Source organism: Microbacterium sp. JZ37 (assembly GCF_035188445.1).
GTDB lineage: Bacteria > Actinomycetota > Actinomycetes > Actinomycetales > Microbacteriaceae > Microbacterium > Microbacterium barkeri.
In genome coordinates this window covers 1772255-1795722 of the sequence record NZ_CP045253.1, presented here as the reverse complement: position 1 = coordinate 1795722, position 23468 = coordinate 1772255, and the positions used below count along the sequence as shown (strand labels likewise).

At 71.9% G+C, this 23468-nt stretch carries 25 protein-coding genes and 1 other RNA gene; 10 read left to right on the top strand and 16 right to left on the bottom strand.

What is annotated here, in order from left to right:
- Positions 1-18: 18 nt before the first annotated feature.
- Together GC092_RS08185 and GC092_RS08180 are read right to left on the bottom strand one after the other, a co-directional pair.
- Positions 19-363, bottom strand: coding sequence for a VOC family protein (locus tag GC092_RS08185; RefSeq protein WP_324011275.1), 345 nt, complete (start codon positions 361-363; stop codon positions 19-21).
- 106 nt (positions 364-469) lie between these two features.
- Positions 470-1129, bottom strand: a complete 660-nt coding sequence (locus GC092_RS08180) for a DedA family protein (RefSeq protein ID WP_324011273.1) — start codon at positions 1127-1129, stop codon at positions 470-472.
- A gap of 107 nt (positions 1130-1236) precedes the next feature.
- On the opposite strand from GC092_RS08180, the gene GC092_RS08175 reads away from it, so the two are divergent.
- Entirely contained in the window at positions 1237-2634 is a 1398-nt protein-coding gene (locus GC092_RS08175) for a sensor histidine kinase (RefSeq protein ID WP_324011272.1), read from the top strand.
- Positions 2631-3287: a response regulator gene (locus GC092_RS08170; protein WP_324011271.1), complete on the top strand. Its 657-nt coding sequence runs from the start codon at positions 2631-2633 to the stop codon at positions 3285-3287. Before GC092_RS08175 ends, GC092_RS08170 begins: the two co-directional genes overlap by 4 nt.
- Positions 3288-3379: 92 nt before the next feature.
- Here the strand turns inward: GC092_RS08170 and GC092_RS08165 are convergent, their stop codons facing one another.
- The 5 genes from GC092_RS08165 to GC092_RS08145 are packed head-to-tail and all read right to left on the bottom strand — an operon-like array spanning position 3380 to position 7756.
- Complete coding sequence (locus GC092_RS08165) at positions 3380-3838, bottom strand: pyridoxamine 5'-phosphate oxidase family protein (RefSeq protein WP_324011270.1); 459 nt, start codon at positions 3836-3838, stop codon at positions 3380-3382.
- A gap of 4 nt (positions 3839-3842) precedes the next feature.
- The gene (locus GC092_RS08160; RefSeq protein ID WP_324011267.1) at positions 3843-6236 is read right to left on the bottom strand and encodes an ATP-binding cassette domain-containing protein; all 2394 of its coding nucleotides are present in this window, start codon (positions 6234-6236) and stop codon (positions 3843-3845) included.
- A gap of 35 nt (positions 6237-6271) precedes the next feature.
- Entirely contained in the window at positions 6272-6682 is a 411-nt protein-coding gene (locus GC092_RS08155; protein ID WP_416383266.1) for a VOC family protein, read from the bottom strand.
- Positions 6683-6687: 5 nt separating this feature from the next.
- Positions 6688-7137 carry a helix-turn-helix transcriptional regulator gene (locus tag GC092_RS08150; RefSeq protein WP_324011264.1) on the bottom strand — a complete coding sequence of 150 codons (450 nt, stop codon included), beginning with the start codon at positions 7135-7137 and terminating at the stop codon, positions 6688-6690.
- 37 nt (positions 7138-7174) lie between these two features.
- Entirely contained in the window at positions 7175-7756 is a 582-nt protein-coding gene (locus tag GC092_RS08145) for an LOG family protein (protein ID WP_416383306.1), read from the bottom strand.
- Between the two features lie 81 nt (positions 7757-7837).
- On the opposite strand from GC092_RS08145, the gene GC092_RS08140 reads away from it, so the two are divergent.
- Positions 7838-8758, top strand: a complete 921-nt coding sequence (locus GC092_RS08140) for an AEC family transporter (protein WP_282977739.1) — start codon at positions 7838-7840, stop codon at positions 8756-8758.
- On the opposite strand, the gene GC092_RS08135 is transcribed toward GC092_RS08140, so the two are convergent.
- Complete coding sequence (locus tag GC092_RS08135) at positions 8703-9362, bottom strand: DedA family protein (RefSeq protein WP_324011261.1); 660 nt, start codon at positions 9360-9362, stop codon at positions 8703-8705. The genes GC092_RS08140 and GC092_RS08135 overlap by 56 nt on opposite strands.
- A gap of 149 nt (positions 9363-9511) precedes the next feature.
- Positions 9512-10630, bottom strand: a complete 1119-nt coding sequence (locus GC092_RS08130) for a glycosyltransferase family 4 protein (RefSeq protein ID WP_324011259.1) — start codon at positions 10628-10630, stop codon at positions 9512-9514.
- 139 nt (positions 10631-10769) lie between these two features.
- On the opposite strand from GC092_RS08130, the gene GC092_RS08125 reads away from it, so the two are divergent.
- Both GC092_RS08125 and GC092_RS08120 read left to right on the top strand, forming a co-directional pair.
- Positions 10770-12941 carry an amylo-alpha-1,6-glucosidase gene (locus tag GC092_RS08125; RefSeq protein ID WP_324011257.1) on the top strand — a complete coding sequence of 724 codons (2172 nt, stop codon included), beginning with the start codon at positions 10770-10772 and terminating at the stop codon, positions 12939-12941.
- Positions 12938-13273 (top strand): MerR family transcriptional regulator, encoded by a 336-nt coding sequence (locus GC092_RS08120; protein ID WP_271171857.1) that lies wholly within the window; start codon positions 12938-12940, stop codon positions 13271-13273. The genes GC092_RS08125 and GC092_RS08120 overlap by 4 nt, the downstream gene beginning before the upstream one ends.
- On the opposite strand, the gene GC092_RS08115 is transcribed toward GC092_RS08120, so the two are convergent.
- The 4 genes from GC092_RS08115 to GC092_RS08100 all read right to left on the bottom strand — a co-directional run bounded on the left by GC092_RS08115 (position 13176) and on the right by GC092_RS08100 (position 17288).
- Positions 13176-14366, bottom strand: a complete 1191-nt coding sequence (locus GC092_RS08115) for an acyltransferase family protein (RefSeq protein ID WP_324014878.1) — start codon at positions 14364-14366, stop codon at positions 13176-13178. The genes GC092_RS08120 and GC092_RS08115 overlap by 98 nt on opposite strands.
- Positions 14367-14680: 314 nt before the next feature.
- The gene (locus GC092_RS08110; RefSeq protein WP_324011255.1) at positions 14681-15349 is read right to left on the bottom strand and encodes a response regulator; all 669 of its coding nucleotides are present in this window, start codon (positions 15347-15349) and stop codon (positions 14681-14683) included.
- Entirely contained in the window at positions 15346-16524 is a 1179-nt protein-coding gene (locus GC092_RS08105; protein ID WP_324011254.1) for a sensor histidine kinase, read from the bottom strand. Before GC092_RS08105 ends, GC092_RS08110 begins: the two co-directional genes overlap by 4 nt.
- Positions 16521-17288 (bottom strand): SDR family oxidoreductase, encoded by a 768-nt coding sequence (locus GC092_RS08100; protein WP_324011252.1) that lies wholly within the window; start codon positions 17286-17288, stop codon positions 16521-16523. The genes GC092_RS08105 and GC092_RS08100 overlap by 4 nt, the downstream gene beginning before the upstream one ends.
- A gap of 145 nt (positions 17289-17433) precedes the next feature.
- Between GC092_RS08100 and GC092_RS08095 the strand changes: the two genes are divergently transcribed.
- From GC092_RS08095 to ppgK, 5 genes are all read left to right on the top strand, one after another.
- Positions 17434-17895 carry an NfeD family protein gene (locus tag GC092_RS08095; protein ID WP_324011250.1) on the top strand — a complete coding sequence of 154 codons (462 nt, stop codon included), beginning with the start codon at positions 17434-17436 and terminating at the stop codon, positions 17893-17895.
- A 1-nt stretch (position 17896) separates the two neighbouring features.
- Entirely contained in the window at positions 17897-18826 is a 930-nt protein-coding gene (locus GC092_RS08090) for an SPFH domain-containing protein (RefSeq protein WP_271171863.1), read from the top strand.
- Complete coding sequence (locus GC092_RS08085) at positions 18823-19590, top strand: glycerophosphodiester phosphodiesterase family protein (RefSeq protein WP_271171864.1); 768 nt, start codon at positions 18823-18825, stop codon at positions 19588-19590. The genes GC092_RS08090 and GC092_RS08085 overlap by 4 nt, the downstream gene beginning before the upstream one ends.
- Before the next feature lie 94 nt (positions 19591-19684).
- Positions 19685-20065 (top strand): RNA polymerase-binding protein RbpA, encoded by a 381-nt coding sequence (locus GC092_RS08080; RefSeq protein ID WP_271171865.1) that lies wholly within the window; start codon positions 19685-19687, stop codon positions 20063-20065.
- 86 nt (positions 20066-20151) lie between these two features.
- Positions 20152-20907: a polyphosphate--glucose phosphotransferase gene (gene ppgK / locus GC092_RS08075; RefSeq protein WP_271171866.1), complete on the top strand. Its 756-nt coding sequence runs from the start codon at positions 20152-20154 to the stop codon at positions 20905-20907.
- 57 nt (positions 20908-20964) lie between these two features.
- On the opposite strand, the gene rnpB is transcribed toward ppgK, so the two are convergent.
- The 3 genes from rnpB to GC092_RS16135 form a co-directional block, all read right to left on the bottom strand.
- Positions 20965-21333: RNase P RNA component class A (gene rnpB, locus GC092_RS08070), an RNA gene on the bottom strand.
- 33 nt (positions 21334-21366) lie between these two features.
- Positions 21367-23115 carry a bifunctional 3'-5' exonuclease/DNA polymerase gene (locus tag GC092_RS08065; protein ID WP_324011248.1) on the bottom strand — a complete coding sequence of 583 codons (1749 nt, stop codon included), beginning with the start codon at positions 23113-23115 and terminating at the stop codon, positions 21367-21369.
- Complete coding sequence (locus GC092_RS16135) at positions 23073-23183, bottom strand: hypothetical protein (protein WP_374727771.1); 111 nt, start codon at positions 23181-23183, stop codon at positions 23073-23075. Before GC092_RS16135 ends, GC092_RS08065 begins: the two co-directional genes overlap by 43 nt.
- Positions 23184-23468 lie beyond the last annotated feature (285 nt).

Genomic DNA, 23468 nt, shown 5'->3' with positions numbered 1-23468 from the left:
GGCACACGGCTCATCGCGTCAGGCGTCCCTGCAGACATCGACGATCAGGCCGCCGGGGCCGCGGAGGTACGCCGCCTCGGTGCCCCAGTCCGTGAGCAGAGGGCCGCGCAGCAGCTCGGCTCCGGCGGCGACAGCGCGCGAGGTGGCTGCGGCCACGTCCTCGACGTAGTGATGCAGGATGACGCCATCCGTCCTGCCCCAGGGCACCATCGCATCGCGAGACAGCATGACCCGGAGCCCTCCCGCGTCGAGCTCGCCGAAGTGCGGGCCGTCCGTGAGCACGGTCCATCCGTATGCCTCGGACAGCAGTCTCGTCGCCGCCGGGACGTCGTCCACCTGGATGTCGATCGCTTGCACGCCCATGGCGAGAGGCTATCGCGGCGGGGGTCCGTTGCCGGCGTCCTTCTCCCCGACGCCCTGCGCTGGCTCTGGAGCGACGTGCGCCGGTGAGCGAGCGACCCGCACAGGATCAGTCCTGGACGACCGGATCCTCCAGCTGTGCACGATTCTCGTCCAGCGACTCGGCGTCGCGAGCGAGGAAGCGCCGGAGAATCGCGTCGATGACAGCACCGACCGCCGTCGCGACGCACACAGCCAGAAGGATGGCGACGAGCGGCTGGTCGTGCAGCCATCGCCCCGCGACGATGCCGAAGAGCGCGGAGTACGCGGCCCACGCGGTTCCGGCCGCGACGGAGAGCGGCACGAAGCGCCGCGCCGGGTAGCCGGTGGCTCCTGCGGTCATGTTCACCGCGATGCGCCCGACCGGGATGTAGCGGGCCGCGAAGATGAGGAGTGCCGCCCGATCCCGCAGGCCGCGGCGAGCCCATCCGATCGCGCCCGCGACGCGAGGGGTGCGCATCCATCGGAAGCGTGTCGTGCCGATCGCTCGCCCCAGCTGATACGCGACGTTGTCGCCGGCGATCGCGCCGAGTGCGGCAGTCGCGATGAGAAGCAGCAGATGCGGCTCGCCGGAAGCGACCGAGATCGTCGCTGCGCCGACGACGACCGTCTCACTGGGCACGGGCGGGAAGAAGCCGTCGATGAAGCACACGCCGAACACCACGAGGTACACCCACGGCGATGCGGCGAGGTCGGTCACCAGCGCGGTGAGGAGGTCGATGAAGTCCATGCAGGCGACGCTATGGATCGGCTTTCGCGAGCGAATCGGTCGAACGGCAGGAGGAGTCCTTACTTTCGTCAGGTCTGCGCGCGACACCCGCTCCCTACGATGAATGCATGCGGCGCATCACCGATCACGTGCGACAGTCGTGGCCGAATGCCCTCGGGGTCGCTCTCCTCGGCGTGGCGGTCGCGACGTCATTGCCGGTGGCACGCTGGGGTGATTCCGCCGTCGTGCTTCTCCTTCTGCCTGCCTCGGTGTGCGCGTACCTCGCCGGTCGTCGCATGCGATCGCTCGCGGCAGCCATCCTCACCATCGCGGTGACGCTCGTCGCGCTCTTGCCGCTCGCGATCATCCTGCCCGGAGGGTCTGCCGGCGATTGGATGGCAGCGTCGCTCATCACCATCCTGACGGCGGTCGGTCCCTGGTGGATCGGGCGATATCGGCGGCTGCGCGCCGAGCAGCGCGAGTCCGACGCGCGGGTGCTGGCCGAGCGCGCCCAGGCCGAGGAGAGGGCTCGCATCGCGGATGACCTGCACGACACCATCGGCCATGAGCTCGCTCTCATCGCGGTCCAGGCGGGTGCGCTCGAGCTCGGCCGGGTACTGGATGACGCGCAGCGGGAGCGATTCGCTGAGCTCCGGGAAGCGGCGGTGCGTGCGAGCAGCCGGCTTCACGACGTCGTCCGCATGACGCGACCGGCTTCCAGTGGTCGGCTCGAGCCCCTCGGCAAGGACGACATCGCGGCGCTCGTGAATGGGGCGCAGCAGGCCGGCGTTCCCGTCGAGGCGCGCCTCGACTCGTCCGTGCTCGACCGCCTGCACCCCCTGATGATCGAACTCACGGCGCGCACGCTGCGTGAGGGTCTCACGAATGCCTCGCGCCACGCACCCGGAGCGGCCGTCCAGGTGGAGCTCGCTGCGGATGGCGCTGAGCACCTCGACCTGAAGGTGCGGTCGGGCGCGCCATCCCGGCAGGGGACGCAGGGGAGTGGGCACGGGATCCCCAGTCTCCAGCGGCGTGCGGCCCTGCTCGGCGCGTCGGTCGAGGCGGGAGCGGTCGCAGACGGCTTCGAGCTGCGGCTCCGGGCGCCCCTCCGTCCTGAGCCGCGGACGGACACGAACGACCGCGTGTGGGATGCGGCACTGATCTCGAACTCGCAGGAGACCCGCCGACGGATCCTGCAGTCGGCTGTGGTTCCTGCGTCCGTCCTCGGGCTCGCCATCGTCGGCATCCTCGTCGTGCAGGCGGTCACCGTGACTCAGACGGCGATCCCGTCGAGCGTCTACGAGCAGATCGAACTGGGCGTCTCCCGTTCGGAGCTCGCACCCCGCTTGCCCGCGGGCATCCCCGCGCCGCCGCCGATCGTCGTGGAGGAAGACGCGCCACCGAGCGGGGCTCGGTGCGAGTACTTCGCGGCACGCGACGGGTGGCTCCACTTCACCGACGCGGTGTATCGCCTCTGCTTCGATGACGGCGTGCTCGTCGAGAAGACCCTCCTGGGTGCGTCGTGATCCGCGTCCTCCTTGCGGACGACGAGCCCATGATCCGGGCAGGGGCGCGGGCGATCCTCGAGTCCGACGCTGGAATCGAGGTCGTGTTCGAGGCAGGGGATGGCCGGAGCGCGATCGACGGCGTGCGGCAGCATCGTCCGGACGTCGCGATCCTCGACATCCGCATGCCGGGCGTGGACGGACTCACCGCGGCCGCGGAGATCGCGCGGGCGGCACCGAGCACGAGGGTCGTGATCCTCACGACCTTTGGCGAGGACGAGTACGTCGAGCGCGCGCTGGGCGAGGGCGCGCTGGGCTTCCTCGTCAAGGCCGCTGATCCGCGAGAGCTCATCGCGGGGGTCCGTGCCGTCGCCGACGGGGGAGCGTACCTGTCGCCGACGATCGCCCGAAGGGTCATCGCGCCCTACCGCGGAGGAGAGCGGATGCGCGACGCGGCCGCGCGGGAGGCGCTTGCGGGATTGACCGAGCGGGAGAAGGCGGTGCTCGCGCTGCTCGGCGCGGGCGCGTCGAATGCAGAGATCGGCGCGCAGCTGCATCTCGTCGAGGGAACGGTGAAAGGCCACGTCAGCGCGATCCTCGGCAAGCTCGGCGCGCGCAATCGTGTCGAAGCCGCGGTGATCGCACATCGCGCGGGGCTGGTCGCCACCGAGTGAGGGGAGCCGCGCGCATCTCGCCGCGGACCATCCCTCAACGTAACCTGACATAATGTGCATTATCGGATGATCTCGTTCGCGCGGCGCCGCTCTCAGATCAGCCACTCGCCATCCGTCATGAGCATCCGTCCGGGGAACTCGTCCACTTCGCGCCAGGACTGGATGCGCGTCGGGCGCAGCACGAGGAACACGTAGCCTGCGAGGCCGCGGGGGTCCCAGTCCGCCTGCGCGGCATACGCGGGCCCGATGCTCTCGACGTCGTCGACGCCGTGCGTCGCGTCGAGCGACGCGTCGATCAGCACGACATCTCTCGTCTGGCCGACACCGAGCCGCGCGACGCCCGAGGACGCGATATTCCGCGCCGTGAGAGACGAGCCCTCGAGCGCGACGATGATGCGATCGTCCGCCCACGCGATCGACAGCGGGACGAGATGGGGTCGCCCGTCCGGCGACGCCGTCGCCACCCATCCGTCCGCCGCAGGTGCGGTCAGCTGGCGGAGCGCATCGGCCTTGCGCGTCGCGCGGTCGCGCGGCGGCGCGGAGCCGCTCACCGCGTCAGCCTGCTTCCGTGACAGCCGGCGCGCCGACGTACTGCGCCAGATGCTCGCCGGTGAGCGTCGACCTCGCGGCGACGAGCTCGGCCGGCGTGCCCTCGAAGACGATGCGCCCGCCGTCGTGGCCGGCCCCGGGCCCGAGATCGATGATCCAGTCCGCATGAGCCATCACCGCCTGGTGGTGCTCGATCACGATCACGGTCTTGCCGGCGTCGACGAGCCGATCCAGCAGCCCGAGGAGGTTCTCGACGTCGGCGAGGTGGAGACCCGTCGTCGGCTCGTCGAGCACGTAGACCTCGGCCTTCTCCCCCATCTCGTTCGCGAGCTTGATCCGCTGACGCTCGCCGCCCGACAGCGTCGAGAGCGGCTGGCCGAGCGTCAGGTAGCCGAGGCCGACATCCTCGAGCCTGCCCAGGATGGCCGCGGCAGCGGGGATCCGCGCCTCGCCCTCGGAGAAGAACGCGCGTGCCTCCGCGACGGGAAGCTCGAGCACCTCGGTGATGTCGCGCCCGCCGAGCTTGTAGTCGAGCACGCCCGCCTGGAACCGCTTGCCGCCACAGTCCTCGCACGGCGTCTCGACGGTCTCCATGAACCCCAGCTCGGTGACGATGACGCCAGCGCCCTTGCACGTCGGGCATGCGCCCTCGGAGTTCGCGCTGAAGAGCGCTGGCTTGACGCCGTTCGCCTTCGCGAAGGCCTTGCGGATGGGATCGAGGAGGCCTGTGTAGGTGGCGGGATTGCTGCGCCGCGATCCGCGGATCGCACCCTGGTCGATCGAGACGACGCCCTCGCGTCGCGCGACCGCTCCGTGGATCAGCGAGCTCTTGCCCGACCCCGCGACGCCCGTGACGACCGTGAGGACGCCGAGCGGCACGTCCACGTCGACATGCTGCAGGTTGTTCTCGCTCGCACCGCGCACCTCGATGGCGCCCTTCGGCTCCCGAACGCTCGGCTTGATCTGCGCGCGGTCGTCGAGGTGCTTCCCGGTCAGGCTTCCGCTGGCCTTCAGCCCGTCGACCGTCCCCTCATAGCAGATCGTCCCGCCGGCGCTGCCCGCGCCGGGACCGAGATCGACGACGCGGTCGGCGATCGCGATGGCCTCTGGCTTGTGCTCCACGACGAGCACCGTGTTCCCCTTGTCGCGCAGCTGCAGCAGGAGTGTGTTCATGCGCTGGATGTCGTGCGGGTGCAGGCCGATCGTCGGCTCGTCGAACACGTACGTGACATCGGTGAGCGCGGAGCCGAGATGACGCAGCATCTTGATGCGCTGCGCCTCGCCACCCGACAGCGTGCCGGATGGCCGGTCGAGGCTCAGATAGCCCAGGCCGAGGGTCACGAACGCGTCGAGATTCGCGCCGAGCGCCGCGAGGAGCGGGCCTGCGCCGGGCTTGTCCAGCCCGCGCACCCATTCGGCGAGGTCCGTCACCTGCATACGGCACGCGTCGGCGATGCTCACGCCGTCGATCTTCGAGCCGCGCGCCGCCTCGGTCAGACGGGTGCCGTCGCACTCCGGGCACGTCGCGAAGGTCGCCACGCGCTGCACGAAGGCGCGGATGTGCGGCTGCAGCGCGTCGATGTCCTTCGAGAGCATCGACTTCGTGATCTTGGGGATGAGCCCCTCGTACGTCATGTTGATGCCGGCGATCTTGACCTTGGTCACCTCGCCATAGAGGAACGTGTGCCGCTGCTTCTCGGTGAACTGGGCGATCGGCTTGTCCGACGGGTAGAACCCCGACTGCGAGAACCCCTTCACCATCCAACCGTCCGGCGTGTAGCCGGGCACCATGATCGCGCCCTCATCGAGCGACTTCGACTCGTCCACGACCTGCGAGAGGTCGATGTCGGACACCGCTCCCCTCCCCTCGCACCGCGGGCACATGCCGCCGAGGTACACGACGTCCTTGACGATGGTCTTCTCCCCCGTCGCCGACGTCATCACGCCGCTCGCCTTCTGCGTGGGGATGTTGAACGAGAACGCGGTCGGGCCGCCGATGTGCGGCTCCCCCAGCCGACTGAACAGGATGCGCAGCATCGCGTTCGCGTCGGTGACGGTGCCCACGGTCGAACGCGGATTCGCTCCGAGCCGCTCCTGGTCCACGAGGATGGCCGTCGTGAGCCCCTCCAGGACGTCGACGTCGGGGCGCGGCACCGACGGCATGAACCCCTGCACGAACGCGCTGTAGGTCTCGTCGATGAGGCGGCGCGACTCGGCGGCGATCGTGTCGAACACGAGCGAGCTCTTGCCCGACCCCGAGACGCCCGTGAACACCGTCAGCCGCCGTTTCGGGATCTCGATGCTGACGTTCTTGAGGTTGTTCTCCCGCGCGCCCTGCACGCGGATGACGTCGTGCGTGTCGGCGACGTGAGCGGAGGTGCTGTCGGAGGCTGCGGTCATCGTCTCTCCAGGTCGGCAGAAGGGGCTCGGGGCGGTCAGGGGCGCTGCTGCAGGCGGATCATGTTGCCCGCCGGGTCGCGGAACGCCGCGTCGCGAACGCCGTACGGCTGGTCCATGGGCTCCTGCACGACGTCGACGCCCAGGGCCTCGAGCCGCGCGAACTCGGCGTCGACGTCGGGCGTCGCGAGCAGGAGGCTCGCATACGTGCCCTTCGCGATCATCTCGAGGATGGTGCGGCGCTCGTCATCGGTGATCCCGCTCTCGACGGCGGGCGGGTAGAGCACGATGTTCGTGTCGGGCTGGTCAGCCGGGCCCACGGTGAGCCAGCGCAGCCCCTCGTAGCCCACGTCGTTGCGCACCTCGAAGCCGAGGGCGTCGCGGTAGAAGCCCAGAGCGGCTTCAGGGTCGGTCTGCGGCAGGAAGCTGGAGTGGATCGTGATGGTCATGTCGCTCACGCTATCCGCGGGTCGGATGGTCGCGCTTCTCGATTCCTGATCGGTCGCGTCACGTGCTTGGTGATGAGGGTGGGAACGCCCGCGAGGTCGCCCTCGGACCGTCGCCGGTACTCGCTCGGCGGCATTCCCACGAGCTCGGCGAAGCGCGTGCTGAACGTGCCGAGCGATCCGAAGCCGACCTCGAAGCAGATCTCCGTGACGGTCAGATCGCCGCGTCGCAGGAGCGACATCGCCCTCTCGATCCGCCGCGTCATGAGGTAGGAGTACGGAGACTCCCCGTACGCGAGCTTGAACTGCCGGCTGAGGTGGCCAGCGGACATGCCCACGCCGCGCGCGAGGGCCTCGACGTCGAGCGGCTGGGCGAACTCGCGGTCCATCCGGTCTCGCACCCGGCGGAGGAGGGCGAGGTCCCGAAGCCGGTCTGCGGGGTCGGGTGGGCTCGTCACGTAGGCGATCCTGCCATGCCCCGCCGACGTCGCCGGGTCAGGGGCGCGGCGCGGGCGACCCCCACTTCGGTGCCGGCGGCTCCCAGGTCTCGAGGGCGTCGAGCAGCGCGCCCGCGTCGTCCGCCACGATCAGGGTGTCGCGGAACGCGGAGCGGACGAAGCCCTCCGCCGTCATGTGGTCGAGGGCATCGAGCAGCGGGCGCCAGAAGCCGGCGACATCGAGGAGGGCGACCGGCTTGCGGTGGATCCCGAGCTGCAGCCAGGTCCAGGCTTCGAAGAGCTCCTCGAGCGTGCCCGCTCCCCCGGGCAGCGCCACGAAGGCGTCGCCGAGCTCGGCCATGCGCAGCTTGCGCGCGTGCATGTCGGGCACGATCTCGAGAGCGGTCAGCCCCGGGTGCGAGATCTCGGCGTCCACGAGGTCCTGGGGCATGACCCCGATCGCCTCTCCGCCCGCCTCGGATGCGGCGTCGGCGACCGTGCCCATGAGCCCGACCCGCCCGCCGCCGTAGACGAGCCCCGTGCCCCGCGCCGCGAGCGCACGGCCGAACGCGGTCGCGGCCTCCGCGTAGTCCGGCCGCACACCCGTCGCCGACCCCAGGAACACCGTCACGCGCTCGATTCCGCTCACCCCGCGAGCCTATCCAGCGCACGGCGCGGGTCGCCGCGGGGCGTAGGTTGGAGGGGTGAGAGAGACCCCCGCATGATCGACGTCCTCACCGGCTTCGCGGTCGTCGGCGTGGCGATCCTCACCGGCTACGTCGTCGGGCGCGTCGACCTCCTCGGGCCGCAGGGCCGATTCGTGCTCAGCCGACTCTGCTTCTTCGTGCTGAACCCGTTCCTGCTCTTCACCGTGCTGGCAGAGGCCGATCTCGGCGTGCTGTTCTCGGCTCTGCTGCCCGTCTCCGCGCTCGCGGCCGCGGCGATCTTCATCCTCTACGGCCTCGTGGCCCGGCTCGGCTGGCGTCGCGGCTGGGGCGTCACGGCTGTCGGCGCGCTGGGCGCCGGCTACGTGAACGGCAACAACATCGGCATCCCGATCGCCACCTACGTGCTCGGCGACGCCGCGTACGCCGCGCCCATCCTGCTCCTCCAGCTCCTCGTGTTCACGCCGATCGTGCTCGCCATCCTCGACGGCTCGTCATCGGGAGAGGCGTCTTTCGGGGCGATCGCGCGGCGGACGCTGCGCAACCCCATGATCATCGGCGCGGCCCTCGGGGTTCTCGTGGCGCTCCTCGACGTCGAGCTCCCGCCCATCGTCATGGACCCGCTGCGGCTGCTCGCGGGCGGAGCCGTGCCCGTGCTCCTCATCAGCTTCGGCATGTCGCTCTACGGCCAGCGCGTCCTCACGCAGGTCGGCACGCGCCGCGACATCGCCCTCGCGACGGTCTGCAAGCTCGCGCTCATGCCGCTCGTGGCATGGGCGATCGGCCGATTCGCCTTCCAGCTCGACGACCACGCGCTGCTCGCGGTGGTCGTGCTCGCCGCGCTCCCCAGCGCGCAGAACGTCTTCAACTACGCGCAGCGCTACGAGGTCGGCGAGGTGGTCGCCCGCGACACCGTGTTCCTCACGACGCTGGGATGCCTGCCGGCTCTGTTCGCGTGCGCTCTGCTTCTGGGCTGAGCGAGCGCTGACGCAGGGCGATCACGCGATCGATCGCGATCCCGAGCACGATCGCGATGCCTGCGCCGATCGCGGCGCCCAGGATCGGCTGCTCGCGGAGCCAGGTGCCGGCGATGAGGCCGATGCCGACGGAGTACGCCGCCCAGGCGGCCGCCGCGACGAGCGCGAGCGGCACGAAGCGGCGGGGCGGATAGCGCGTCGCGCCGGCGGTCAGGTTCACGGCGACGCGCCCCACGGGGATGTAGCGCGCGATGAGGATGAGCGAGGCGCCGCGCCGACCGAGGCCCGCCTGCGCCCACTCGATCGTCCGCCGCACGCGCCCGATCCGCATCCATCCGAAGCGCTCGGTCCCGATCGCGCGCCCCACGAGGTAGGTGAGCCCGTCGCCGACGAAGGCGCCGCACGCCGCGAGGAGCGCGATGAGCCAGGGCACCGGCTCCCCCGTCGCTGCGCCGATCGCCGCAGCCGACACGATCACCGTCTCGCTCGGGACGGGCGGGAACAGCCCGTCGACCGCGCACACGGCGAACGCGACGAGGTAGATCCAGGGCGAGGCCGCGGTGTCGAGCAGCACCGTGGCGACGAGGTCGAAGAACGCGGTCATGGGGATCCCTCCGGGTCGCTTACGACGCTACGGAGGGGCGTGTGGCGCGTCGTCACCCCGTGGGTGCGTTCCCATCCCCCTGGAGGATGACTCGTGTCCGTCCGGGACGGCCGCGCGAGCGATGCGCGGCCGTCCCGGACGGGCTCGGCTCAGGCAGCGGCGGCCGTGAGAGAGCGGATGGTCTCGCTCCCCTCGGCGAGGACGCGGTAGACCCGCTCGTACCCCTCGGCCATCACCGGCAGATCGAACCGCGTCTCCGCATCGCGGCGGCAGGCCGCGGGATCGAGATCGCCCGCGCGCTGGATCGCCTGCGCGAGGGCGTCGAGGCCGTCGACGACGAACCCGGTCTCGCCGTGCCGGACGATCTCGGGCACGCTGCCGCGCGGCGTCGCGACGACGGGCGTGCCGCACGCGAGCGCTTCGGCCATCACCATGCCGAACGGCTCCTCCCACTGGATCGGGAAGACGAGGCAGGCGGCGCTCGCGAACAGCTCGCGCTTCACGCTCGCGTCCGCCTCGCCCACGTACTCGGCGTCTCGGCCCAGCAGGGGGCGCACGGCGTCGGCGAAGTACTCGCGCTCGGCGGTCTCGTTGAGCTTGCCGGCGAGCACGATGCGACGCCCCGCACGCCGCGCGGCCTCGATGGCGAGATGCGCCCCCTTGTCGGGGCTGAAGCGCCCGATCCAGAGCACGTGATCCTCCTTGTGCGGGCGGAACGGAAAGCTCGGCACGTCGATCGCGTTGTGCACCGTCCCGACCCAGTTCAGATCAGGAGCCTGACGGCGCTGGGCGTCGGAGATCGCGACGAGGTCGACGCTCGACCCGAGCCGGCGGTAGTAGTCGCCGTTGTCACCCGTCACCGGCCCATGCATCGTCACGAGCGTCGGGATGGCGCGCGAGCGGGCGAGCAGGGGCCCCGCCGCGGAGTTGTCGTGGACGATGTCGAGCTCGCGCTCGTCGAGCGAGCGCGCCGCCTCGGCCGCGAGCACGACCTCGGGCATGACGCTCGACCCCAGCAGGTGCGAGGGCGGCTCGTCGTACACCCGCACGTGGCGCTGCGCGCGTGTGCGGCGCTCCCCCGAGGCGACGAGGGTCACCTCGTGTCCGCGGGCGACGAGCTGGTCCACGAGGGCCGCGACGACGGCCTCGGTTCCCCCGTAGCCGCGCGGCGGGAGCTCGAACCACGGCGGCGCGATCATCCCGATCCGCAGCGGGCGCGTGGCCACCTCGTCCTCCGGTGTGCCCTCTCGTTCGACGATCAGCGACATGCGCGTACCTCCTCCTCCATCGGCGCTATCGCAAGGTGGGGTGAAGAGCTCGACGTTGAGCCGTCGCTTGTCAGGTTATTGAGAGGAAACCTACGATTGCAAGTGAAGGTTTTCAGAGCGCCCGTCAGAGAGGAGCACCGTGACCGACATCGTGTCGTCCCCCGTCGAGACCGCAGACGACGTGGAGCCGCGGACCTCCCGGCCGCCCATCGACGACGATCGCACCCGGCCCCGAGGACTCGGCACCGTGCAGCAGCCGCAGGCATCCGTGACCCTCGTCGAGGGATCGTCGTTCTGCGTCTCCCGCCCCGATGGCGACATCGTCCCTCGTCAGGCCGATGGCCTCTTCGTGCAGGACACCCGCGTGCTGTCTCAGTGGGAGCTGCGCATCGACGGCCATGCGGTCGAGCCTCTCGGGATCATCCCGGCAGAGCCCTTCGAGACGCGTTTCATCGGCCGCGTTCCGGCCCGCCCCGGCAACATCGAGCCGACGATCATCGTCGAGCGGCGCCGGCTCGTCGGCAGCGGCATGCGCGAGGACCTCGCGATCTCGAACTACGGGAGCGAGCCGGCGGGTCTCGACGTCGTCCTCCACGTCGACGCGGACTTCGCCGACCTCTTCCAGGTCAAGGAGCGCCGGGCCGAGCGGCCGGCGGGCGTGACGGGCGGGTTCGACCGGGACGGACTCCACTTCCGCCTGGAGGGCGAGGGGACGGCCCAGCGGGGCGTGCGCGTGTCGGCGCCCGGAGCGCAGGCCGCCTCGGGAGCGCTCGCCTTCCGCATCGTCGTCGAGCCGGGCGGCACGTGGCGGGGCAGCATCGAGGTTCGACCGGCCGTGGACGGCAGCGAGCTGGCCGCGTCCTTCCCGCTCGGCGACCCGGTGGAGGGCACGCAGCCGGCGCTGCGCATGCGCGGGTGGCACGACGCGACACCCTCGATCTCGGTGGCGAACACGGTGCTGGCGGCCGCACTCGCGACAAGCGAGCGCGACCTCGGTGCGCTCCGCATCGTCGACCCGTCCCATCCCGAGGACGAGGTCGTCGCGGCGGGAGCGCCGTGGTTCATGGCACTCTTCGGCCGGGACTCTCTGCTCACCAGCGCGATGATGATGCCCTTCGCGCCGAGTCTCGCACTCGGGACCCTGCGCGCCCTCGCTCGGCTGCAGGGCGCGCGCGAGTCGGCGATGACGGAGGAGCAGCCCGGGCGCATCCTCCATGAGGTGCGGCTGGGAGCGGACCTGTCGCTCGCCCTCGGCGGCGATCGGGTCTACTACGGATCGATCGATTCGACCCCGCTCTTCGCGATGCTCGTCGGCCAGGCGCGGCGCTGGGGAGCTCCCCGCGAGGCCATCGAGGAGCTGTGGCCGCATGTCCGACGCGCCATCGCGTGGATCGACCGCTTCGGCGACCGCGACGGCGACGGGTTCGTCGAGTACCAGCGCAGCACCGACCGCGGGCTCGCGAACCAGGGATGGAAGGACAGCTCGGATGCCATCGCCCACCGCGACGGCACCGACGCGCAGGCGCCCATCGCGCTCGCCGAGGTCCAGGGCTACTGCTACGCGGCGCGGCTCGCGGCCGCCGAGATCGCGGAGACGCTGGGCGAGGCGGCGTACGCGGCCGAGCAGCGCTCGCGGGCCGCTGATCTGCAGGCGCGCTTCCACGAGGCGTTCTGGCTGCCCGACGAGGGCTTCTACGCGCTCGCGCTCGACGCGCGCAAGGAGCCGGTGCGCGTGCTCTCCTCGAACGTCGGGCACTGCCTCTGGACCGGCATCGTGCCCGACGAGGTCGCCGACCGGGTGATCGACCGCCTGCTGCAGCCCGATCTCTTCACTGGCTTCGGCATCCGGACCCTCTCGTCGCGGTCGCGGCGATTCAACCCCGCGAGCTACCACAACGGGTCGGTCTGGCCGCATGACACCGTGCTCGCGGCCGCAGGCATGGCCCGGTACGGGCGCCGGGATGCCGCGGTCGAGGTCGCGACCGGTCTCCTCGATGCGCTCGAGGCGTTCGACGGGCGTCTCCCCGAGCTCTTCTGCGGCTTCGCGCGCGACGACAAGCCCCTGCCGGTCCCCTACCCGACGTCGTGCTCCCCGCAGGCGTGGGCCGCCGCGACGCCGTTCGAGATCCTCCGGATCTGCCTCGGGCTGGATGCCGACGTTCCCGAAGGCCGCCTCGACATCCGATCCGTGCCGCCCGCGATCGGCCGCGTCGAGATCACCGGCCTGCCGATCGGGCCGTGGCGGCTCGACCTCCGCGCAGATGAGACCCGAGCCGAGGTCTCCGGACTGCCTGAAGGGATGGGGACATGAGCGATGACGCCGAGACGAGCGACGGCGAGCCTGCGTCGCCCCTGGACGACCAGACCGCGCCGTTCTACACGATCGGGCAGGTCTCGTCGCTGCTCGGGATGCCGCAGGCTGCGCTGCGTCGCCTCGACGACCAGGACATCGTCTCGCCCGAGCGCTCCGAGGGCGGCCAGCGCCGGTACTCGCGGAACGAGGTCGATCGACTGCGCGAGGTGGCGACGCTGACGGAGGAGGGTGTCACCCTGCCCGGCGTGCGGAAGGTGCTCGCCCTCCGGCGCCGCGTCGAGGCCCTCGAAGAGGAGATCGCCGACCTCCGCGCGCGCCGGCCGGAGTGAGGCCTCGGGGCAGGATCGGGCCGGCCGCCGACAGCCGCACGGCGAGCGCGGAGAGGAGCGCGGAGAGGACGGCCGTCGCGGGGCCGAGTCCGAGCGCGAGCACCGCGGCCACCGCGGCCGCCCCCGTGAGGGTCGCGAGGGCCGCGCGCCCTGCCTGCTCGGTGACCGGCTCCGCACCCGAGCGCGCGTGCCGCGTCTCGAAGCGGCTCGCGGCCCAGGCCACCGCGCCCACGACGACCGTGCCGAGCACGAGCCACGCCGGGCGGTCCAGCCACCATGCGGGAGATGCGGGCGCCGGAAGGTCGGCGCCGGTGACGAGGGCGCTCCCCGCGACGGCTCCCGCGAGCGCCACGAGCGCCGGCATGTGCCACAGGTAGACGGTCATCGCGCGGCCGCCGATCGCATCCACCGCTCGTGCGACCGGCGGCCGCCCTGCCCACCGGCGCAGAGCCTGGCGCGCGAGCGTGAACAGGGTGACCTGCGCGAAGGCGAACAGCGCGAGCGCGACCGTCGGCGGATTGAGGTTCACGTACATGTCCGCCGCGTAGGCGCCCGACACGACGAGGATGAGGAGCAGGCCGACGGCGCCCGCGGCCATCCGCCAGTGCACGCGCGCCGCGATCGCGTCAGCGCGGCCATCCTCGATCCAGAAGCCGAGCTGCTGCACCGTGAGCCACACGGAGGCGAGACCGAGCAGGCCGAGAGCCTCGATGCCGCTCGTCATCCGGAGGACGTCGCCGGCGACCACGGCCGCGGCGAGCACGGCGAGCGTGACGACGGGAGCGCGATCATGCGCGGCGACCAGTGCGGGCACGAGCACCTGCGCGAAGACGAACACCCCGAGGAACCACAGCGGCTGCGACATCCGGAATCCCGCGACCGCGACGAGATCGCCCGGGACCCCCGCGACGAGCAGCGCGGAGAGGCCCGCCGCCAGGACGAGCATGACGAGCGGGAGGGGCCGCAGGAGACGCCGCACGCGGGTGGCGGCGAACGCCGCACGGGAGGCCCCGCGAGCGCGCGAGCGTCGGAAGGAGCGGGCAGCGGTGAATCCCCCGCCGCGAAGAACAGGGGCATCACCTGCACGAGCCAGCTCCAGGGAGCGAACCCGTCGATGTCGAGCGCGTTCGAGAACACGGGGCGACCGCCCTGCACGTCGATGCCGACCATCGTGGCGTGCAGGAGCACGACGACGACGAGGGCGCCCGCGCGGGCGAGATCGATGCTGCGGTCCCGATCGGGACCGGGAAGCGGTGGGGCGGATGGTGCGGTGGCGGCGGGCGCGGACATGCGGGTCTCCTCGACGGTCGGTGTCGGGGAACCGTACGGAGGCGACCGCGCCCAGCGGATCACCCCGGGGGTCGATCTGCGCGGCGGCGCTGCCCTCCCTCGGGGTGAGCGCGGACGTCAGGCCGGGGTGACGAGCCCCGCGTCGTAGGCGAAGATGACCGCGTGCACGCGGTCCCGCGCGCCGAGCTTCTGGAGGACCCTCCGCACGTGCGTCTTCACGGTCTGCTCGGCGATGAAGAGCGCGCTCGCGATCTCGCGGTTCGACAGACCGCGGCCCATGAGCGTGAGCACCTCGCGCTCCCGCTCGGTGAGCCCGGCGAGGTCGAGCCGTGCGCGCGTGGGCGGGGCGGGTCGCCGGGTGACGACGTCCTCGATGAGCCGTCGCGTGATGCTCGGCGCGAGCAGTGCATCGCCGGCGGCGACGACGCGCACCGCCTGGACGAGCTCGTCCGGCCGGGCGTCCTTGAGGAGGAATCCGCTCGCCCCCGCGCTCAGCGCGTCATAGACGTACTCGTCGATGTCGAACGTCGTGAGCATGATGACGCGCGGCGGCGATGGCCGCGGGTGCCGCGGCTGCAGGATCGCGCGCGTCGCCTCGATCCCGTTCTGCACGGGCATCCGCACGTCCATGAGGACGATGTCGGGGTGCGTCTCGTTGACGAGCCGAACGGCCTCCTCGCCGTCCCCGGCCTGGCCGACGACGCGGAAGTCGGGCTGAGCGGCGAGGATCGCCGCGAATCCTGCGCGCACCATGGCCTGGTCGTCGACGACCGCGATCGTGATCATGCCTCGCCCCTCTCGCCCGCGACGTCGACTGGGAGCTCCGCGTGCACGCGGAAGCCGCCCTCTGCCGTGGGGCGGGCGTCGACCGTGCCGCCGACGAGCGCGGCGCGCTCCCGCATCCCCCGGAGCCCGAGGCCGGCGCCTGGAGACGCCTCGACCGCGGCGGCCGGCCGCGAGTTCTCGACCTCGATCACGAGCATGCCGCCATCCTCCCGCACCGTCACGGTGGTCGCGCTCCCCGGTGCGTGGCGGAGCGCGTTGCTCAGCGCCTCCTGCACGATCCGGTACGCCGCGAGCTGCAGCGAGGCGGGCAGGTCGTCGGCATGCGCGTCGCTGCGCAGCGTGACCGCCGCGCCGGCGTCGACCGCGTCGCGCGCGAGTGCGGGGATGTCCGCGAGGCTCGCGACGGGCGCGAGAGCCGCCTGCTCGTCGCCTGAGCGCAGCACGCCGAGCAGACGGCGCATCTCGCCGAGCGAGCGGCGTGCGGCACCGCCGATCTCCTCGAACTCCGCCGCGGCCGCGTCGTCGAGCTCGGGGAGCCGGAAGCGCGCGGTCGCGGCCTGCACCTGGATGAGCGACAGGCCATGCGCGACGACATCGTGCAGCTCGCGTGCGATCCGCTGACGCTCCTCGACCTGAACGCGCGCGGCGTGCTCGTCCTCGGCGATCGCGCGCTCGCGGGCGAGGGCGGCGCCGAGCGCGCGTCGCTCGCCGAGCAGGGCGGCGACGCCCAGTGCCCCGGCCCCGATCGAGAGCGCCACGATCACGTTCGCCGGCACCGCGTCACCGCGCGCCGTGAGCACGTGCGACGACACGAGCGCCCCGGGGAGCACCAGCGCCCAGATGCCCGTGCGCCAGCCTCGGCGGAGAGCCACGAGCCCGCACAGCAGCGCGAACCCGATGATGCCCGTGACCGACCAGGGCCACGGCACGCCGACCGGGGGCGCCCACAGGGCGAGTGCCGCGGACGCGCAGGCGAACGCGACGATGGCCGGCCACGGCGTGACCGGCGCCACCGCGATCGCGCCGGCCTGCAGGAGGGCGAGTGCGAGCGCCCAGCCCGGCGGGACGCCGTGCACGGCGGCCTCGAACGGCGCGCTGACGGCCGCGAGAGCGGCGCTCGCGAACCCGATGGCGACCCACCAGGCAGGCGAGAGCCCCCGCGCGCTGTCGGTCACTCCGTGCCGCGGAACCCGCTGATGTCGCCGACGATGCGCTCGTTGTCCGCGGGGATCGGGTCGACGATCGCCTGCGCGATCTCGGCGGCGAACTCCGAGACGTTGTAGAGGCGACCCGCCTCCTCGCGCCGCGCCGCGATCGCGCCGGGGTTCACGCGCTCCAGGAGCGTCGCGGTGATCGTGCCCTCGATCATGTCGCCCGAGACCACGACGAAGTCGACGCCCTTCTCGGTGAGGGCGGGGATGCGCTCGCGCAGCGCGTCCTCGCCCGCGCGCTTCGACAGGGCCACGGGCTCGTACGCGTCCATCGTGGGCGTCGTGCGGATGAAGTGCGCCTGGTGGCTCGTGACGAACACGACGCGTCCGCCCGCGGGGATGATCGGCAGCGCGGTCTCGAGGACGTTCACCTGGGCATCGCGGTTGAGTCGGAGCGCGTAGTCCTCGCCGACGCCCGTCTCCATGCCGCCCGAGGCGTTGAGCACGAGCACGTCGAGCGACCCGAACTCCTCCTTGACCGCGTCGATCATCGCCGAGACCGAGCCCGGGTCGGTCAGGTCCGCGCCGACGACGAGCGCCTTGACGCCGAGCTCGCGCACCTCGGCGGCGAGCTTCTCGGCGCGGGGGGCCTTGTTGCGGAAGTTGATGACGACGTTCGCCCCCGCCTGCGCCGCGTAGCGCACGGTGTCGGCGCCGATCCCCCGTGACGACCCCGTCACGAGGACGGTCTTGCCGGCGAGGGACTGCGGTGCGAGAGGCTGCGACACGAGGACTCCGAGAGCGTGGGGACGGGAACCGTCCGACCCTACCAAGTGCGGTCTGCGCGCGGGAATCGCAACGCGATATCCCGGGCGGATCAGACGTCGCGCGTGCGTGATAGGTTCCGAGCAGAGCCCGCCCCGAGGAGGTCCCATGGAAGCGATCGTGCAGTTCGCCTGGATCGGATGGCTGGCGCTCATCGCGATCTTCCTCGCGGTCGAGATGGTCTCGGGCGAGCTCACGTTCCTCATGCTCGGCCTCGGCGGCGTGTTCGGCCTCGGATCGGGGCTTCTGGGCGCGCCGCTGTGGCTCCAGGTGATCGTCGCGGCCGCCGCGGCCGTCGCCCTGCTCGTCTTCGTGCGCCCGCCGCTTCTGCGGCGCCTGCGCCGCGGCGCCGACCCGAAGTCGTTCAACGTCGACGCCCTCGTGGGGCTGTCCGGCGTCGTGACCGAGACGGTCACCGCGATGTCGGGCCGCGTCAAGCTCGTCAACGGCGACTCGTGGTCCGCGCGCGTGCGCGGCGACCGGTCGCTGGCCCCGCAGACCCCGATCACCGTCGAGTCCATCCAGGGCGCGACCGCGTTCGTCACGACCCGCACGCCCGAGGAGAGCTGAAATGGACGACAGCAACGTCATGGCGATGGTGCTCACCTGGATCCTGGTGATCGCCGTCGTCATCTTCGTGATCACCATCCTGGTCCGGTCCATCCGGATCGTGCCGCAGAGCGACTCCGTCATCGTGGAGCGCCTCGGCAAGTATCACCGCACCCTGTTCGGCGGGCCGCACCTCATCGTGCCGTTCATCGACCGCGCACGCACGCGCGTCGACCTCCGCGAGCAGGTCGTCACCTTCCCGCCGCAGCAGGTCATCACCGAGGACAACCTCTCGGTGGCCGTCGACACGGTCGTCTACTTCCGCGTCACCGATCCGCGCTCGGCGACCTACGAGATCGCGAACTACCTCGGCGCGGTGGAGCAGCTCACCATCACCACGCTGAGGAACGTCGTCGGAAGCCTCAACCTCGAGGAGGCGCTCGTGAGCCGCGACGTGATCAACGGCAAGCTCAGCGCCGTGCTCGATGAGGCGACCGGGCAGTGGGGCATCAAGGTGAGCCGCGTCGAGCTCAAGGCGATCGATCCGCCCGCGACGCTGCAGGACGCGATGGAGAAGCAGATGCGCGCCGAGCGCGACCGTCGCGCGGCCATCCTCACCGCCGAGGGCCAGAAGCAGTCGCAGGTGCTTGTCGCGGAGGGCGCGCGGCAGGCCGCGATCCTCAAGGCCGAGGGCGACAAGCAGGCGCAGGTCCTGCGCGCCCAGGGCGAGTCGGAGGCGATCACGACGGTCTTCCATGCGATCCACGAGGGGCGCCCCGACGACAAGCTGCTCGCCTACCAGTACCTGCAGACCCTGCCGAAGATCGCGGAGGGCGAGGCGAGCAAGCTCTGGATCATCCCGAGCGAGCTGACGGAGGCCCTCAAGGGCATCTCGGGCGGTTTCGCCGGACGGATCCCGGGGCTGGGCGACCGCACCCCGCCGCCCGCGTGACGCATCCGTACCTGGCGGGCACGCGCCATCCGCGCGTGCTCGCCCATCGCGGACTCGTGACGGCCGACATGGCCGCCGACGGCATCGTCGAGAACTCGGTCGCGGCGATCGCGGCCGCGCACGCGGCGGGCGTCGAGTACGTCGAGTCCGACTGCCATGTCACGGCGGATGGCGTCGTCGTCCTCTTCCACGACGACACGCTCGAGCGCGTGACGGGAGACCCGCGCGCGATCGCCGACGTGACGCTGCGGGAGCTCGACGAGATCATGGCGCCGCGCGGCGGCCTCGCGCAGCTCGCCGATGTGCTCCGGGACTTCCCGTCGACGCGCTTCAACATCGACGTGAAGGCCGCGGCCGCCGCCGAGGGCGCCGGCCGCATCGCCGCCGAGCACGCCGACCGCGTTCTCCTCACGAGCTTCGACGAGGCGCGGCGCGTGGCGGCCATGGCCGCTGCGTTCCCTGCGCGGCCGGCCACGAGCGCGAGCTCGGCGATCATCGCGCGCCTCGTTCTCGCGGCCGCGCTCGGTGCACGGCGGCGCGCACGGCGCCTGCTCGCCGGAGTCGACGCCCTGCAGATCCCCGAGCGGCGCGGCATCGTGCCCGTGCTCACCCGCCGGCTCGTCCGCTGGGCGCATGAGGAGGGGGTCGAGGTGCACATCTGGACCGTCGACGATCCCGCGCGGATGAGGGCGCTCGTGCGGCGCGGGGTCGACGGGATCGTCACGGATCGCGCCGACCTGGCGCTGGCCGCTCTGACGCCCTGAACGTCGCCTGGGAATAGCGCATCCGGCGCCGTCCGTTCGGATGATCCGCTCAGCCGGACGCGTTACAAATGGTGACCGACGAGAGGACTTCACCATGGCAGATCGCAGCCTTCGTGGTATCCGACTCGGCGCCCAGAGTCTTCAGAGCGAAGAGGGCGTCGTGTTCATGGAGCGCAAGGAGCAGACGTACGTCTGTGCTGCCTGCGGGCGCGAGACGACGCTCATGTTCGCAGCGGACGCCGAAGCTCCCGAGACGTGGGAGTGCCGCACGTGCGGCGGCGAGGCGCTGCTCAAGCTCGAGAAGGGCACGGTCGAGGTCGACCACTCCGGCGACAAGGCCGCGCGCACGCACTGGGACATGCTCCTGGAGCGCCGTTCGATCGAGGAGCTCGAGGAGATCCTCGCCGAGCGCCTCGCGTTCATCCGCGAGCGCCGCGGAGCGGGCCAGGACCCGACGCGGGTCAAGAGCGCGTAACGCGCACGTCTGCAGACGCCGGTCTCGATGAGGCCGGCGTCTTCTTCGTGTCCGGAGGCTCCGCGCGCTCCCAGTAAGCTGTCAGCATGGCGAAGACTGTGGATCGTGCTGTCGGAATCGACATCGGCGGGACCGGCATGAAGGCCGGCATCGTCGACCTCTCGGAGGGCACGCTGCTGAGTGACCGGGTGCGCATCGACACCCCCAAGGGCGCGCACCCGAAGGACGTGCTCCAGACCGCGCACGACCTGCTCGAGCTCCTCGGCGAGGACGCGGCCGGGCTCCCCCTCGGCGTCTGCTTCCCCGCCATCGTCAAGGACGGCCGCACGCTCTCCGCGGCCAACATCTCCGACGAGTGGATCGACTTCGAGGCCGAGAAGTTCTTCCAGGACGGCCTCGGCCGCGACATCCACTTCGTGAACGACGCCGACGCCGCCGGCCTCTCGGAGGCGCGCTTCGGCGCGGCGAAGGGCCAGAAGGGCCTCACGATCCTCACGACCCTCGGCACGGGCATCGGCTCGGCGTTCATCTACGACGGGGTCCTCATCCCGAACACCGAGCTCGGCCACCTCATCTGGAAGGGCGAGTCGATCGAGCGCTACGCCGCCGCGACGGCGCGCGAGCGCGAGGGCCTCTCGTGGGAGAAGTGGGGCCACCGCCTCCAGAAGTTCTACGCGCACGTCGAGTTCCTCTTCTCCCCCGACCTCCTCGTCGTGGGCGGCGGCGTCTCGAAGAACCCCGAGAAGTTCATGCCGTACATCACCACGCGCGCGAAGATGGTCACCGCCGTGCACCGCAACAACGCGGGCATCATCGGCGCCGCCTCGCTCGCGAACGCCTGACCCCTCGACCGCACAGCGCCCCGGCTCCGCATGGAGCCGGGGCGCTTCTCGTCCAGGCGAATGGGCCGGCCTGTACGCCGGGTTCTGTTCCGGGGCTCGCGCCCCATCGACGGCCATCTCTCTCGGCGACACGTTGCCGTGCCGCTCCAGCGGTCTACCCGAGGACTCGGCGGGCCGCGTCATCATCCTCTGTCTGACCTTGCTCCGGGCGAGGTTTACCTGGCGGGCCATGTCGCCATGGCCCCCGGTGGTCTCTTACACCGCCGTTTCACCCTTACCGGGACGGATCCCGGCGGTCTGTTCTCTGTGGCACTGTCTCGCGGATCGCTCCGGGTGGGTGTTACCCACCGCCCTGCCCTGCGGAGCCCGGACGTTCCTCGGCGCGAGGCGGCGAACCGCTCGCGACGCGACCGTCCGGCCGACCCATTCGCCCCTCCATTCTACGGCGGCTGGGCGGGATCACTTCGCGGCGGACTCGTCGATGCGCACGTCGAGCGGGAAGTCGATGGGGAACGTCCCGAACAGCAGCCGACCCGCGGCATCCGCAGCGGAGCGGATGGCCGCCGCCACGTCGTCGGCGAGATCGGCCGGCGCATGCACGAGGACCTCGTCATGCAGGAAGAACGCCAGGTGCGGACGTCGGGAGAACACCGGGCCCGACGCCGAAGCCGATCGGTCGGCGCCGACGGCTCCGAGCGCGGCGAGGCGCAGGCGCAGGTCGGCGAGCCACGCGAGCGACCACTCGGCCGCCGTGCCCTGCACGACGAAGTTGCGGGTGAAACGCCCGCGGTCGCGTGCCGCGCGCCGCGCCCGCGTCTCGTCGGCGGCCGAGGCATCCGAACCGCTCGCCCGGGCCTGCTGCTGCACCCACGCCGGATCCGGCGCCGGGGAGGTGCGCCCCAGCCACGTGCGCACCACTCCCCCGTCCTCGCCCGTGCGCGCCGCGGCATCGACGAGCGCCATCGCCGCCGGGAACACCTTGCGAAGCCGCGGCACGAGGCGGCCCGCGTCGCCCGTCGTCGCACCGTACATCGCGCCGAGGACGGCGATCTTGGCCTCCGCGCGGGTCGCGACCGCCCCGCTGGCCACGATGCCCTCGTAGAGGTCCGCGCCTGCGGCGGCCCGGGCCATCCGCTCGTCGCGTGCCATGCCCGCGAGGACGCGGGGCTCGAGCTGAGCGACAGCGGCGGAGACGATGCGCCACCCCGCGTCGGCCCTGACCGCGCCGCGCAGCGCGCGCGGGATCTGCAGGGCGCCTCCTCCGGAGGACGCCCACCGGCCGGTGACGACGCCGCCCGGCACATAGACCGGTCGGAAGCGGCCGTCGTGGACCCACTCGTCGAGCCAGGACCATCCGTTGGCGGTGAGGAGGCGCGCCATGCTCTTGTACTCGAGCAGCGGTGCGACGACGGGATGATCGTGCTCGGCCAGCTCCCACTTGCTCGTCGAGTCGACGTGCACGCCCGCATTGCGGAGCGCGCGCAGAAGACGCGACGGCGAGTCGAGGCTCGCGCGCGGATCGCCCAGCGCCTCGCGGACGCGCGCGGCGGTCTCCTCCATGCGCGCAGGGAGGCCGCCGCCGCGTCGTGGGCCGAGCGCCTCCGTGAGGATGGCGTCGTGCCGGCGGACATCCCAGGGCAGGCCGGCCGCCCGCATCTCAGCGGCCACGAGGGCGCCCGCCGACTCCGCGGCGAGGAGGAGCCGCATGCGCGACGGATCCTCCGCGCGCGCGAGGAGGCCGTGCTGCGCGTGCGCCTCGGCGACGGTCGCGGCGAGGTCGTGCATCGACTCCCCCGCGACGCGCGTCGGCTCGACGTCGAACAGCGCCGGCTGCGTCGCGACTTCGGACTCGGCCGGTGCAGCGTCCCACGGGTGGGCGGAAGCATCGGGGGTGACGGCGTGATGGAGGATGCGGTGACGCAGGCGCAGGTCGTCGCAGCGCGCGACCCGCACGCCCTCCGCGAGCAGACGCGGGTACCACTCCGCGGTGTCCGACCAGACCCAGCGCGGGGCGTCCGCCTCCTCGCGTGCGGCGACCCACCGAGCGAGCGCGGCGTCGTCGCCCGCCCGTGCGATGCGCTCGGCGTCGCCCTCCGCGATCGCGTCGGCGTCACGCGCGACCGCGACGATGTCGTCGCCCGCGCGGCCGAGGACGACGGATGGCGTCAGAGCCCGGACTCCTCGGTGCGCACGAGGATGCACCCGCACTCGGGGCAGTTCGCCACCGCATCGGCGGGCACCGAGCGGAGCGCCTGCAGATCGCTCGGCGCGAGCATCACATGGCACCCTCCGCACGCACCGCGCGTGAACGGCGCGGCGGCGACGATGCCCCGGGCCGCCAGGCGGTCGTAGGCGGACACGAGTGGGTCGGGGATGCGCCCGGCGACGGCGCCGCGGTCGCGCGTGAGCGTCTCGATCTCGCGGCCGGCCGCCTCGACCTGGGCCTTGCCCTCGGCGCTCAGCCGCTGGCCCTCGGCCGTCGTCTCGTTCAGGATCGCCTGCTGCTCGGCGACCGACGCCTCTGCGGCCTCCAGGCGCTCCATGAGCTCGAGCTCGGCATC

What these genes read in the sequence shown, in the direction of transcription:
- GC092_RS08135 (WP_324011261.1), bottom strand. Translation starts at nt 9,362, where the DNA reads ATGACCGCGTTCTTCGACCTCGTCGCCACGGTGCTGCTCGACACCGCG.
- GC092_RS08140 (WP_282977739.1), top strand. Translation starts at nt 7,838, where the DNA reads ATGATCGACGTCCTCACCGGCTTCGCGGTCGTCGGCGTGGCGATCCTC.
- GC092_RS08175 (WP_324011272.1), top strand. Translation starts at nt 1,237, where the DNA reads ATGCGGCGCATCACCGATCACGTGCGACAGTCGTGGCCGAATGCCCTC.
- GC092_RS08180 (WP_324011273.1), bottom strand. Translation starts at nt 1,129, where the DNA reads ATGGACTTCATCGACCTCCTCACCGCGCTGGTGACCGACCTCGCCGCA.
- GC092_RS08155 (WP_416383266.1), bottom strand. Translation starts at nt 6,682, where the DNA reads ATGACCATCACGATCCACTCCAGCTTCCTGCCGCAGACCGACCCTGAA.
- GC092_RS08095 (WP_324011250.1), top strand. Translation starts at nt 17,434, where the DNA reads ATGGAAGCGATCGTGCAGTTCGCCTGGATCGGATGGCTGGCGCTCATC.
- GC092_RS08080 (WP_271171865.1), top strand. Translation starts at nt 19,685, where the DNA reads ATGGCAGATCGCAGCCTTCGTGGTATCCGACTCGGCGCCCAGAGTCTT.
- GC092_RS08110 (WP_324011255.1), bottom strand. Translation starts at nt 15,349, where the DNA reads ATGATCACGATCGCGGTCGTCGACGACCAGGCCATGGTGCGCGCAGGA.
- GC092_RS08090 (WP_271171863.1), top strand. Translation starts at nt 17,897, where the DNA reads ATGGACGACAGCAACGTCATGGCGATGGTGCTCACCTGGATCCTGGTG.
- ppgK (WP_271171866.1), top strand. Translation starts at nt 20,152, where the DNA reads ATGGCGAAGACTGTGGATCGTGCTGTCGGAATCGACATCGGCGGGACC.
- GC092_RS08185 (WP_324011275.1), bottom strand. Translation starts at nt 363, where the DNA reads ATGGGCGTGCAAGCGATCGACATCCAGGTGGACGACGTCCCGGCGGCG.
- GC092_RS08160 (WP_324011267.1), bottom strand. Translation starts at nt 6,236, where the DNA reads ATGACCGCAGCCTCCGACAGCACCTCCGCTCACGTCGCCGACACGCAC.
- GC092_RS08120 (WP_271171857.1), top strand. Translation starts at nt 12,938, where the DNA reads ATGAGCGATGACGCCGAGACGAGCGACGGCGAGCCTGCGTCGCCCCTG.
- GC092_RS16135 (WP_374727771.1), bottom strand. Translation starts at nt 23,183, where the DNA reads ATGCTCGCGCCGAGCGATCTGCAGGCGCTCCGCTCGGTGCCCGCCGAT.
- GC092_RS08130 (WP_324011259.1), bottom strand. Translation starts at nt 10,630, where the DNA reads ATGTCGCTGATCGTCGAACGAGAGGGCACACCGGAGGACGAGGTGGCC.